Raw genomic sequence first — 12,284 nt, 5'->3', positions numbered from 1 at the left:
CTAGGTGGACGAGGCAAAGTACCGGGAGACCCGGCTCGCATTGCACGCGGCAGGGGAGTTGTTGATCGCGGGACCGCAGTATCGGATGTTCGGAACCATTCGTTTGCGGTCGGTGCTCGGCGGATTCGGCGGTGTGCGGTGGCCGGTCTCCGTGGTAGGTACCGAACTGGTCTCCGCGGCCGGACGTATCCCGCTGGAGGGCACATATCGCGAGGTCGCCGTACAAGCGGGCTTCGAACCGGAGGTACCTGCGGAGGTCTACAAAGACACCACCGGCGTCGACTCCGATGACCTGATCCGGGTCGACGCGGAGGCGGCCGCGGTGATCGCCGACTGGTTCGCCTTCGGTAATTCGGCACTGCGCTGCCTGGCGCCCGATGCCACCGCGGTGCTGTGGCCGGAGCATTTCGACCTGTCCAACACCTTGAACGAGGTCAATTACGGCGTGTCCCCCGGCGACGACGCCCATCCGGGCCCCTACGCCTACGTCGGCCCGTGGACGCCGCGGCGCGGTGACTTCTGGAATGCCCCGTTCGGAGCGCTGCTGCCACGCGAAGAGGTGAGCAGCGAGGCGGACCTGCTCGCGTTCTTCGAGGAAGGCCGGGCCCGCGCGGCGGAGCGCGCTTGATCAGCGGTCCGGTGGCGTAGGTGGCGCGGCAACCCGATTCGTGGCATCGAGCGCCAGCGTGTGCAGATAGTCCGCCGTCGCGGCGTCAGCGGGAAAGTAGGACTCGACCGCGATCTCGTCGAGCGTGACATCGAAGGCCGCACCGAAGGTCATGATTGTGCTGAACAGCGACAGATCCGTGCCTTTGTGTCGCAACTGGATGGTCAGCGCGACATCGGCAGCGTCGAGGTGCACCGGATCGGTGTCGGTGGTGTAGCCGCACAATTCCTCGTGTAGCGCGGCCAATTCGGGATCACCGGTGTGCGCGGCCTGCCGGGCAAGGCGCGGCAGCAGGAAGCCGCGCACCTGGGCAAGGTTTCGCACTCGCGGTGCGAATCCGTTGGGGTGCAAGCCGAGTCGCATCATGTTGATCGGTGGCTCGAGCAACCCCGCGCCCACATCCTGAAAGAAGATCTCCGCGGCCACATTGGCGAACAGCAGATTCCAGCGGCGATCGAGGGCAAGTGCCGGGTAGGGCTCCTGGGCATCCATTACCCGTCGCACCGCGGCCCGCGCCTGCGCGAGGTCGGGATCGTCCAACGGCCGCTGTCGGTAGGTCGGCGCGTGCCCGGCAGCGATCAGCAGCCGATTGCGTTCGCGTAGTGGGATATTCAGATGCTCGGCGAACCGCTCGAGCATCTGAGGGCTCGGTATCGTCCGTCCGGTTTCGACGAAGCTGACGTGCCGGGTGGAGATCCCGGATCGGATCGACAGCGCGAGCTGACTCAGCGCGCGACGAGTACGCCACTCGCGCAGCAGCTCGCCGACCCGGCGATCATGATCCATGGGACCAGTATCGGGGCACGGTGGGATGGCGGCCATTACATGCCTGGTAATCGACAGACGCACCCGCTGTTGCGACGGTTGCGCCATGACGAAAGACAGACGGGCAACCGATAACAAAGAACTCATCCTGCATGGTCTGAGCGAGTTCGCCAAGGGCAATATCGAGGTATTGCGCGAACTGCTGCATGCAGACTTCATCGAGCACAGTCCAGGCAATCCGTCCGGCCGGGACGCCTTTATCGAGTTCATCGCGAAATCTCCGGTGGCCGCGGCGCGGCTGGAGATCAAACGCGTCGTCACCGACGCCGACTATGCGGTCGTGCACTATCACATGATTGCGCCAGGCGACGAGCACGGCCTCGCCGTGATCGACGTGTGGCGACTGGTCGACGGTCGCATCGTCGAGCACTGGGACGTCGTGCAGCCGGTGCCCGACGCGGACGAGATCCCGCACGGGATGTTCTGAGCGGATCGGGTGCGGGGCGCGCTCAGCGCGCGCCCGCCCCTCACCGGCCAGCCTGCCTCGGCGAATGAGGGCGCGCCTGGTGCCCGGCGCTACCGCAGGCCGTGCGTCCAGGCGTTGTCCGGACTGTCGAGGTGTTCGGCCACTGAGGTCAGCGACCACGACGTGTAGGGCTTGGTGGTGACGTCGAATACCTCGTGCCCGAGATCGAGCACTCGGCGCAGGTGTCCGAGGCCCATCGGGACGATCGCTACGGCAGGGTCCATAGCTCACGGTTTGCCAGCAGGGCGTGGCGGCCGATGGTCTGCCGGTCCGGCGCGCCTGGTCGGCCTGGTGTCACGCCCCCTTGCGGGCGACCGCCTTCTTCGCGGGCTTCTTGGCAGGTTTTTCCGCGGTCTTCTTCGCCGCCTTGGCTACGGTCTTCTTCGCAGGAGTTGCCTTCTTGCTGTCGCCACTGCCGTTTCCGGATGTGGTACGGCGGCCGCTGGCTTCCAGGCTGCGCTGCAACGCGGCGACCAGGTCGACCACCTCGGCGTCGATCGCGGTGGGCGCCGCTTCGGGCTGGTCGGCCACCTTGCCGGTGCCACTGGCGATGGCCTCGTCGAGTAGCCGCTTCAGTTCGATCTGATACTCGTCGGTGTACTGGCCCGGGTCGAAATCATCGGACATGGTCTCGACGAGTGTCTCGGCCATTTTGATCTCTTGCGGTTTGGGTTCGGCGACGCCGTCGAGCGATTCGAATTCGGCGGCACGGACCTCGTCGGGCCACAGCAGCGTCTGTAGGACAAGCATTCCGTCGCGTACTCGCAGCGCCGCGAGCCGGGTCTTCTGCCGCAGCGTGAAGTGCACCAGAGCGACCCGGTCGATGCGTTCGAGCGTCGTCGCCAGCAGCACGTAGGCCTTCGGCGTGTTCGAATCAGGCTCCAGGTAGTAGCTCTTGTCGAACAGGATCGGATCGATCTGTTCGGAAGGGACGAACTGCAACACCGGAACCTCGTGCTTTTCCGCGGCGGGCAGCTTCGCGAAGTCCTCGTCGGTGAGAATGATCTTCTCGCCCTCGGGTGATTCGTAGGCTTTATCGATATCGGCGTACTGCACGGATTTCCCGCATACCGTGCACACCCGGTCGTACTTGATCCGCCCGCCGTCCTTGGCGTGCACCTGATGGAACCGGATGTCGTGGTCCTCGGTTGCCGTGTAGATCTTTACCGGGACGTTTACCAGCCCGAATGCAATCGAGCCCTTCCAAATAGCTCGCATCATTCCATGATGAACGAACCCATTCGAATATGCGAGCGAAGCGGAATTCCGACGGTCGCAGCGGCGATTCGGCGCCGCAGCCTGGTAGGCAGCGCGGTGAACAATCGCCGCATCGCCTCGACGGTGCCACCGAGGTCGGTGCGCCCCGACAGGTATGCCTGCTGTGCTGCTGGTGGCATCGTGAAGAAGGCGTCGAAGAAGACCGGAACATCGGCGGGTGGCAGGGCGAGCAGGGCGCGCAGACTCGCCGCCCGCAGCGCCTGCACGGCCCGCGCCGACGCGGGCCACGGCGAGGTTCCCGTCGCTACCGCGTCCGCCGTGGCGAGCGCCGCCGCGACACTGTATCCAGTGGCCGGGTGCGTGAATCCGCCTGCCGCGCCGAAGGTTCGCGGTCCCGGCCGACCGCCCTGCACCGGGAAACGCACCCGCTCTACCGGTTCGCTGCCGGTGAGTTCGATTCCGCGGGAACGCAATCGGTGTTCGAGTCGGTCGCGGAGTGTCGCGCCGTCGAGTGCGGGCCGCCCGGCGAGGCAGGTCTCCTCGATCAGCATCGCGCCGCCGCCGAGCGGTACCGCGTACAGGAAAGAGGGCGGGGCTTGCGGGTGCGCGCCGTTATCCGGGCGCCAATCCATGAACAGTGGGTCGACGCGGTCACTCTCGACAATCACTCCGTAGGCGGTCTGTTCGGCCAAGGCCGGGGAGCGGGCGATGCCGCGGGCGTCGATGACCCGCTTGCCGTTGAGCACGGTCCCCGAGGCGAGGGTCACCGAATGATGTCCGAGTTCGACTACCCGATCGGCGACCACCTCGGCATCGGCGAGGTCGAGGGAGTCTTGTAGCCGGGCCGTATCGAGTACGGCATAGCGACGCGCGATGCGGTGCCACTGGGTGCCCCACGCGGTCGGCTGGTCGACCGTCGCGCCGACCGCGGCCGGATCCAGCCATGCGGGCAGTTCGTCTTCCCATGCGGCGTAGGTCGCCGACCATAGTCGATCAGGCAGCGGATCGATGACGGTGATCGAAAGGCCATGGGCGAGACCGCGATGGGCCAACGCGCGACCCGCGGGGCCGAGGCCACACACGATGAGGTCGGCGGTCATGCCACGCCTGTCATGGCAGGTACTCGCCGCGATCGTGCGGGTTGAGATCGAGGCATGGGTCGGGTACGTCCTTTCCTCGGGACGAGCTTAGTTGCCGCCTTCGACATCCGAGATTCCCGGTGACGATTCGCCGGACCGGCGGTGATCTGTGGCCGCGTTCGGAGCAGCTCGCAGTGGCCGACCACGCCCTTTGCTCGGCGGTTGCGGGAATTGTGTTCTCGCTCACCGGGTTTGCAAGCTCGGTTGCTACGATCTCGAGGCGCCGACGCCGACATCCCGATGCCCGGTGTCGCGGTGGTCGACGGCGATCGGCGCGCTGGTCCATTCTGGTCGGTTGTCCGGTTCCGGAACGGCCAGGTTGGCGGCGAATGCCGGGCGAGCCGTTAGCGAGTCACAGGACACGTTGCGGCATATGGAGTTAGGGGTAAGGCAGTGTTCGAACTGACCAGGCGGCGAGGCCGACAGGTCCTGGCCGTGTTCGCCGTGTTCGCGCTGGCGATGGGCATACTGAGCTCGACGCTGTTCGACCGGGTGCACGGCGGTGGATACTCCGACCCCGGCGGCGAGTCCGGTCGCGCCACCGAGATCTTGCGTGACGAGTTCGGTCAGGCGGCACCGAACTTCGTACTGCTGGTGCAGACCGAGAAGTCGGTCGACGACCCGGAATCGGCCACCGCAGCAACCGAGTTGGCGCGTCGGCTGAAGAACGAACCCGATGTTTCGGGTGTCGTGTCGTATTGGACCGAGGGTACGCAGCCCTCGCTGGCCAGTAGCGACGGCGCGAAAGGCCTCATCGTGGCCGGCATTCTGGGTGCCGAGGCCGACGTAGACCGAAAGGTCGGCGCACTCGCCGACAAGTATGGCGGCCGCCACGGCGTACTCGATGTGCGCGTCGGCGGGTACGCAATGCTGCTGCACGAGACGGTGGAACAGAGCGAGAGGGACGCGATCCTGGGCGAGTCCATCGCCTTCCCGATCACCCTGCTCGCGCTGCTGTTCGTGTTCGGCGGCCTGGTCGCGGCCAGTCTGCCGGTGGTCGTCGCCCTTGTCACCGTCATGATCACCATGGGTGCGCTGTGGTTACTCACGCTGTTCGTCGATCTGGCGGCGACCGCGACCAATGTCGCCACTCTGCTCGGGCTCGGCTTGGCGATCGACTACAGCCTGTTGATCATCAACCGTTTCCGCGCCGAACTGGCCACCGGTGCACAGCCGGCCCGAGCGGTGCGCCTGACCATGCGCTCGGCGGGTCGGACCGTCGCCTTCGCCGCCGTCACGGTCGGCGTCGCGCTCTCGGGGCTGCTGTTCTTCCCATTGCTCGCGGTGCGATCGATGGGGTACGCGGGCCTGGCGGTCACGGTGATCGCGGCGACGGTCTCGCTGACCCTGCTGCCCATGATCCTGCTGCTGCTCGGAAGCCGTATCGACAACGGCCAACTCGGCTGGTTCCTGCGTGCGCCGCGGCCCGCGCCCGGCGAAGGCTTCTGGCATCGCCTCGCGACCTTCGTGATGCGTCGTCCAGTGCCCATCGGGCTCGTGGTCGCCGCGATCCTGCTGCTGCTCGGCACCCCGTTCCTCGGAGTGAAGCTGGGTTTCCCCGATGAGCGGGCATTGCCGGAGTCGATGAACAATCGTCAGGTCACCGAGATCGTCCAGCGCGACTTCACCGCGACCGACGCCACCAGCCTGTTCGCCGTATTGCCCGACAGCGCAACGGGACTCGACGACTACGCGAGGAAACTCTCGCAGGTCGAGAATGTGCAACGGGTAGACACCGCCACCGGTAGCTACTCGCACGGCGGCTTCCTCGCACTGCCGACCGAGCAGCACAAGCGCTTCGGCACCGCCGACGCCGCATACCTCGCGGTGCATCCCGACACCACCGACCCGGACATCCTCGACAGGGTGGCGAGCGACGTGCGTGCGGTGCCCGCGCCGTCACGGGTACTGGTCGGCGGCACTGCCGCGGCCAACGCCGACGCCATCGACGCGGTGAAATCGACCCTCCCGACCGCGCTCGGTTTCGTGGTGATCGTGATGCTGATCGTGCTGTTCCTGCTGACCGGCAGCGTGGTGCTGCCGCTGGTCGCCATCGTGCTGAGTGCGTTCAGCCTCACCGCGACCTTCGGCGCGCTGGTCTGGATATTCCAGGACGGGCATCTGTCCGGGCCGCTCGGCTTCACCGTGACCGGCGATCTTCCTGCCACGGTGCCGGTCATGCTGTTCGCCGTCGCGTTCGGGCTGGCGATGGATTATCAGGTGTTCCTGCTGTCCCGGATCCTCGAGGAGTACGAACGCACCGGCAAGAACGAGTCGGCGGTGGCGTTCGGACTCGAACGTATCGGCCGCATCATCACCGCCGCCGCGGTGCTGATCTCCCTGGTATTCCTCGGCTTCCTCGCCTCCGACATCACCTTCATGAAAGCGTTCGGTATCGGACTGCCGTTGGCCGTGCTCGTCGACGCCACCCTCGTGCGCGGCCTCCTGCTGCCCTCGGTGATGACGGTGCTCGGTGACTGGAGCTGGTGGGCGCCTGGGCCGCTGGAGAAGCTGCACGCGCGCTTCGGCTTCGACGAAGGCGGTGCCGCGCCGCCGATGCGCAGCAGGGACGAACGTCGACCTGCTCGGGTCTGACATCAAACAGTCGATGGCCGCTCGGTATCGCCGAGCGGCCATCGACTGTTGTCCGGACGGTTCAGATTCCGCCGGTGGAGAGCAGGCCGCCGTCGACACGGACGGTCTCACCGGTGATCCACGCGGCCTGGTCGGAGACGAGGAAGCCGATCAACTTCGCGACATCTTCCGGTGTGCCCAGGCGCTTCAGCGGATACACCGAGGCGGCCGCTTCCTCGTCGGAGGAGTAGAGGGCGTCGGCGAACTTCGTCTTGATCACGCCGGGTGCGACCGCGTTCACGCGGATCTTCGGGCCGAGTTGCCAGGCCAGTTCGTCGGTGAGGCGGATCAGGGCGGCCTTGGACGCGCCGTACGCGGCGATCACGCCGGAGGATCGGATGCCTGCGACACTGGCGACGTTGACGACCGCACCGCCGTTGTCACGCATCCAGGCCTTGTACGCCTCTTGGATATAGCCGAGCGCGGCGACGACATTGACGTCGAAGATCTTGCGGACGGCGTCGAGGTCCGCCTCCATCAGTGAGCCGTAGACCGGGTTGATGCCGGTGTTGTTGATGAGGATGTCCAGCGAGCCGAACTCCGCCACCGCGCGTCCCACCGCGGCCGCCCGGCTCTCCGCATCGCCGGAATTGCCCGCGAGCGCGACGACCTCCCCCTGATGGCCGAGCGCACGCAGCTCACCGGCCGCCTCTTCGAGTGGCTCCGGCTTACGCGCGGTGATCACCACGTTCGCGCCGCGACTCAGTAGTTCCGCCGCCACGGCCTTGCCGATTCCCCGGCTGGCTCCGGAGACAAGTGCGCTCTTGCCCAACAGATCGGTACTCATGTGACGGCAGGCTACATCAGCCAGATCAGCGTCCCGCGGCGGTCCCTCATGGCCATGCATTCGGTGCGCGCGTCGAAGCAGACGGAGCCGGTCAACCTTCGCGCACCAGTTCGTAGACCGCCCTCGTCTGCCCGGGGCCTTTGTAGTCGGTGATGAGGGAGACGCCGTCGATGAAGCTATCGCCGCGAATATTGGTGAATCCGAGCCTTTCCCAGGTCTTGTGAGCTGCGCTGTTGCCGGGTTTGGAGGTGAGGTACAGCCGACGGCACCCCAACTCCCACGCTTGCTCGCGCAGCTCATCGACGAGGCCGCGGGTGACACCGCGCCGTCGATGGTCGGGATGAGTCATGACGTCTTGGACGTAGAGGTCCTCGGGGGCGTCCTGGCTGCGGAATCCGAGCGCGATACCGACGACGCGACCGCCATCGAGGGCAACTCGGCAGGTCGAGGAGAACAACTCGGCATACAGCCAGTAGTCGGAATAGCCGCGCGGAGTGATGTAAGGGGCACCCAGCTCGGTCAACGCGATCACGCCGGGAATCAGTGGCACCCGCAGAGCTTCGATAATCACGCAGTACCTCGTCCGGGTCGTAGATGCGTGCGTCCGCGGGGAGTGACGGCCGCCGAGAGAACGAGCGTACGGGTGACACCCGCAGTGTGTGGTTCAGCCGTCACTGTATGCGCTGGATCGGCCCGCCGCCGGGGTTGGAAGCGGTCGATATCGGCTCGTGAGCGTTACTGCGGTCACACCGAGCTCATCGAGTGCAAGAGTCGTCGCTCGGGCCAGGTAAAATCGGTGGTTCTTGCGCTGAACTCGTCGCACAATCGAGCAGCTACCGACCAGCACCATGTGACCGTAGTGACTGCTTGCAGGCCGCTCGGAACGATCAGAGCGACTGCTTGCAGGTCGCTGGAAACAAACCAGTGAGGAGAAGCCTGTGATCACCGCGACGGACCTGGAGGTCCGGGCCGGAGTCCGCACCCTGCTGTCGGCCCCTGGGTCGGCACTGCGGGTGCAGGCCGGCGACCGGATCGGACTGGTCGGGCGCAATGGCGCGGGCAAGACCACCACGCTGCGCATCCTGGCGGGCGAGGGCGAAGCCTACGCCGGAAAAATCCTCCGCTCGACCGACGTCGGATATCTGCCGCAGGACCCGCGCGAGGGCAACCTGGACGTGCTCGCCCGCGACCGTGTGCTTTCCGCACGTGGCCTCGATGCGCTGCTGCGCGACATGGAGAAGCAGCAGGCGCTGATGGCCGAGGTGGCCGACGACAACGAACGCGACAAGGCCGTGCGTAAGTACGGGCGGCTCGAGGAGCGCTTCTCGTCACTCGGTGGATACGTCGCCGAGAGCGAAGCGGCGCGCATCTGCAACAGTCTCGGCTTGCCCGATCGCGTGCTCGGCCAGTCGTTGCGCACCCTGTCCGGTGGCCAGCGCCGCCGAATCGAGTTGGCGCGCATCCTGTTTGCCGCCTCCGATGGCAGCGGCGGCCGCTCCGACACCGTCCTGCTGCTCGACGAGCCGACCAACCACCTCGACGCCGACTCCATCACCTGGCTGCGCGGATTCCTGCAAAGCCACGACGGCGGGCTCATCGTCATCAGCCACGATGTCGAACTGCTCGGCGATGTGGTCAACAAGGTGTGGTTCCTCGACGCGGTGCGCGGCGAGGCCGATATCTACAACATGAGCTGGAAGAAGTATCTCGACGCCCGCGCCACCGACGAACAGCGCCGCCGCAGGGAGCGCGCCAACGCCGAGAAGAAAGCGGGCGCGCTGCGTGTGCAGGCTGCCAAGCTCGGTGCCAAGGCCACCAAAGCCACCGCGGCGCAGAACATGGCCAAGCGCGCCGATCGGCTGATGGCGGAGCTCGACGACATTCGCGTGGCCGACAAGGTGGCGCGTATCAAGTTCCCCGAGCCCGCGCCGTGCGGCAAGACGCCGCTGATGGTGAAGAACCTGACGAAGGTGTACGGCTCGCTGGAAATCTTCACCGGTGTCGAGTTCGCGATCGACAAGGGCAGCCGAGTGGTGGTGCTCGGACTCAACGGTGCGGGCAAGACAACGCTGCTGCGGCTGCTCGCGGGCGTGGAAACACCGGATTCGGGCGGACTCGAAGAAGGTCGTGGCCTGAAGATCGGGTATTTCGCCCAGGAACACGACACGCTCGACGACAACGCGTCGGTGTGGGAAAACATTCGGGACGCCTCGCCGGACGCCGGAGAGCAGGAGCTGCGCAGCCTGCTCGGAGCGTTCATGTTCACCGGTCCGCAGCTGGATCAGCCCGCGGGCACGCTGTCCGGTGGTGAGAAGACCCGCCTCGCACTGGCCGGTCTGGTGTCCTCGGCGGCGAATGTGCTGCTTCTGGACGAGCCGACCAATAACTTGGACCCCGTTTCCCGCGAGCAGGTGCTGGACGCGCTGCGTAGCTACGCGGGTGCCGTTGTGCTCGTAACACACGATCCTGGGGCCGCTGAGGCCCTGAACCCGGAGCGAGTGATCTTGCTTCCGGACGGCACCGAGGACCACTGGTCCCAGGATTATCTGGAACTTATTCAGCTTGCGTGATTTTCATCACAAGGATCTGTTGATCACGGCCCGCTGAATGCTTAGCCTGGATACACGCGGCTCGGCGACTCGGAGGAAGCCATGAGCGACAGGCCCACACAAGTCAAGGCCCCATTGGGTAAGGGCACACGCGTCACCGGCAAGTCACGCGATCGGCTACAAACCCAATTGAAGAAGCAGTACGAGGCCGGTGCCAGCATCCGTACGCTGGCAAGGACCACCGGCCGCTCGTACGGCTTCATCCACAACGTGCTGGTGGAGTCGCATGTGCAACTCCGCGGCCGCGGTGGCGCGAACCGTCGGAAGAGCAGCGCGTAGCGGTCGAGGACCGCTGCCAGCGGCTCAGTACCCCGGCACTGCGCCGTCACCGTGCATCAGGAGGTTGCCGAGGCTGCGGAACATCGGCAGCCCCGTCTTGATCTCCAGGTAGGCGAACTGGCCCTGCGGATTGACCTCGAGGAAGTAGTACTCGCCGTCGAGGCCGAGGCGCAGGTCCAGGACACCGAAGCTCAGGCCGAGCGCGCCCATAAGCGTGGCCAGTGACTTACTGACCGATGCGGGCAGGCTGGCGCGCGTGAAGTCGACGGTGGTGTCCAGGCGCGAATCGACATGGCCGACTCCGGCCTGTGAGTCGATCCGCACGGTCCATTCGACGCCGTCGACCCACACGATGCGCAGATCGCACTCGGCCTCGACGTAGTCCTGGAAGGTGGTCGGCGCGGAGCGGATGCCTTCGAGCCTTCCGAAATCGGCCCTCGTGATGATCCTGGTTTCGGCGAATTCCGCGCGCCCGGTGCCGGTGCGCTTGTAAACGACCCCGCCGGAACGTGATTCGACGAAACTGCGTGCCTCGTCCGGATCGTTGGTGATGAGAGTCTCCGGGATGGTGAATCCGGCCCGCTGTGCGGTCTGCAGTTGCACGATCTTGCGGGTAGCGGTGCGGTCGGCGCCGGGGTCGTTGACCCAGTTGGCCGGAATCGACCAGAGCAGTCCCTGGATGAAGCCATCGCATTCGGCCTGGCGATAGGCGTCATCGGAGGCGCGCACGCCGACAGGAACTTTCGTCGGATGCGGTCGTCGCCACCACACCGAACGCACATTGTCGATCCCGATCAGATGCGACAGTGACCGCGCGGTACCGAACCGGTCGAGCCGGAAACTTCCGGATTCGCGTGGAAAATCACGCAGGTCGAGTTGAATCGGGCTGAGCCCGTGGTGTTCTCGCAACGTCGCCGCCATCGCGGTGCCGTGCAGATCATCGGATTCGGTGACTATCAGGACCGAACCGGTACGGCTCGCCGCCATGCGGGGTCCCGCTCAGTCGAGACTGTCGCAGTTGATGCCGTCGTCACTACTGTCGAACGATTTTGTCTGGCAATAGGTGAACGACGTGCTGCTGGCGCCGGGGCAGTCGACCAGCTCGAGCGAATCGGCCCAGGACGCTGTGAGTTGTTGCAGCAGTTCATCTCCCAGTGCGAGCGACGGTTGGGCCGCGATGGTCATCGGTCGCTCGACGAGGTCGACGCGCAGGCGTCGAGTGAAGTCGGCGGTGGCGCCGGGGCGAATGTCGACAAGTACCGGACGGCCGTCGGAACTCGCGACATGGTCGTCGGGGAGCAAACGCAGCACGTCGTCCTTATGGAACGTCCAGGTACCCTCGCTGACTCTGACGGTGATCGCTCGCTCCGACTCGGCCACCAGAAGGCCCTGCAACGCGGGAACGCGATCTCCCGTCGGCGCGGTACCGGGAAGGTGGATAGCGTCGGTCATAGTAGGTTCTCCGATCTGCTCGCGATTTGCCAGGGCCCCCGAGCGTGATTCTGAATCATAACGTGCAGCGCCCTTGATCGGTTCGGATCGAAGGATTTCACGGCAGCTGGCAAACCGGATCCTGCCTGGGATGCGCTAGAGCCGAAAGATTTTCGGTGCGCCGAAGAGTCATACACAGCAATCGTGAGGCTATCGGAATACTTAGGTA

The 12,284-nt window shown here is 65.7% G+C and carries 13 protein-coding genes; 5 read left to right on the top strand and 8 right to left on the bottom strand.

The features are described 5' to 3' along the window. Window positions 1-4 precede the first annotated feature (4 nt). On the top strand, window positions 5-628 hold the full coding sequence (locus ACLMAJ_RS20930) for a hypothetical protein (protein WP_412015461.1): 624 nt from the start codon (window positions 5-7) through the stop codon (window positions 626-628). Here ACLMAJ_RS20930 and ACLMAJ_RS20925 read toward each other — a convergent pair whose 3' ends face one another. Next, window positions 629-1,453 (bottom strand): helix-turn-helix domain-containing protein, encoded by an 825-nt coding sequence (locus ACLMAJ_RS20925; RefSeq protein WP_412015460.1) that lies wholly within the window; start codon window positions 1,451-1,453, stop codon window positions 629-631. 85 nt (window positions 1,454-1,538) lie between these two features. Here ACLMAJ_RS20925 and ACLMAJ_RS20920 point away from each other — a divergent pair, with 85 nt between their 5' ends. Further along, the gene (locus ACLMAJ_RS20920) at window positions 1,539-1,919 is read left to right on the top strand and encodes a nuclear transport factor 2 family protein (RefSeq protein WP_412015459.1); all 381 of its coding nucleotides are present in this window, start codon (window positions 1,539-1,541) and stop codon (window positions 1,917-1,919) included. A gap of 89 nt (window positions 1,920-2,008) precedes the next feature. Here the strand turns inward: ACLMAJ_RS20920 and ACLMAJ_RS20915 are convergent, their stop codons facing one another. The 3 genes from ACLMAJ_RS20915 to ACLMAJ_RS20905 form a co-directional block, all read right to left on the bottom strand. Continuing rightward, a complete protein-coding gene (locus ACLMAJ_RS20915) occupies window positions 2,009-2,182 on the bottom strand; it encodes a hypothetical protein (protein WP_412015458.1) in 174 nt (57 codons plus the stop codon). A gap of 70 nt (window positions 2,183-2,252) precedes the next feature. Next, entirely contained in the window at window positions 2,253-3,176 is a 924-nt protein-coding gene (gene ku, locus ACLMAJ_RS20910; RefSeq protein ID WP_412015457.1) for a non-homologous end joining protein Ku, read from the bottom strand. Further along, window positions 3,176-4,276 carry a lycopene cyclase family protein gene (locus ACLMAJ_RS20905; RefSeq protein WP_412015456.1) on the bottom strand — a complete coding sequence of 367 codons (1,101 nt, stop codon included), beginning with the start codon at window positions 4,274-4,276 and terminating at the stop codon, window positions 3,176-3,178. The genes ku and ACLMAJ_RS20905 overlap by 1 nt, the downstream gene beginning before the upstream one ends. A 432-nt stretch (window positions 4,277-4,708) precedes the next feature. Between ACLMAJ_RS20905 and ACLMAJ_RS20900 the strand changes: the two genes are divergently transcribed. Then, entirely contained in the window at window positions 4,709-6,910 is a 2,202-nt protein-coding gene (locus tag ACLMAJ_RS20900; RefSeq protein ID WP_412015455.1) for an MMPL family transporter, read from the top strand. A 61-nt stretch (window positions 6,911-6,971) separates the two neighbouring features. Here ACLMAJ_RS20900 and ACLMAJ_RS20895 read toward each other — a convergent pair whose 3' ends face one another. Both ACLMAJ_RS20895 and ACLMAJ_RS20890 read right to left on the bottom strand, forming a co-directional pair. Further along, window positions 6,972-7,736 carry an SDR family oxidoreductase gene (locus ACLMAJ_RS20895; protein WP_412015454.1) on the bottom strand — a complete coding sequence of 255 codons (765 nt, stop codon included), beginning with the start codon at window positions 7,734-7,736 and terminating at the stop codon, window positions 6,972-6,974. 91 nt (window positions 7,737-7,827) lie between these two features. Next, a complete protein-coding gene (locus ACLMAJ_RS20890; RefSeq protein ID WP_412015453.1) occupies window positions 7,828-8,307 on the bottom strand; it encodes a GNAT family N-acetyltransferase in 480 nt (159 codons plus the stop codon). Between the two features lie 367 nt (window positions 8,308-8,674). Between ACLMAJ_RS20890 and ACLMAJ_RS20885 the strand changes: the two genes are divergently transcribed. Both ACLMAJ_RS20885 and ACLMAJ_RS20880 read left to right on the top strand, forming a co-directional pair. After that, entirely contained in the window at window positions 8,675-10,306 is a 1,632-nt protein-coding gene (locus tag ACLMAJ_RS20885; RefSeq protein WP_412015452.1) for an ABC-F family ATP-binding cassette domain-containing protein, read from the top strand. An 81-nt stretch (window positions 10,307-10,387) separates the two neighbouring features. Then, entirely contained in the window at window positions 10,388-10,624 is a 237-nt protein-coding gene (locus ACLMAJ_RS20880; protein WP_412015451.1) for a helix-turn-helix domain-containing protein, read from the top strand. Window positions 10,625-10,648: 24 nt separating this feature from the next. On the opposite strand, the gene ACLMAJ_RS20875 is transcribed toward ACLMAJ_RS20880, so the two are convergent. Further along, window positions 10,649-11,611: an MvdC/MvdD family ATP grasp protein gene (locus ACLMAJ_RS20875; protein ID WP_412015450.1), complete on the bottom strand. Its 963-nt coding sequence runs from the start codon at window positions 11,609-11,611 to the stop codon at window positions 10,649-10,651. Window positions 11,612-11,623: 12 nt separating this feature from the next. After that, entirely contained in the window at window positions 11,624-12,076 is a 453-nt protein-coding gene (locus ACLMAJ_RS20870) for a hypothetical protein (protein ID WP_412015449.1), read from the bottom strand. Between the last annotated feature and the right edge of the window lie 208 nt (window positions 12,077-12,284).

The organism is Nocardia arseniciresistens (genome assembly GCF_046764875.1).
Lineage (GTDB): Bacteria > Actinomycetota > Actinomycetes > Mycobacteriales > Mycobacteriaceae > Nocardia > Nocardia arseniciresistens.
This window is presented reverse-complemented; position numbering and strand designations above follow the sequence as displayed.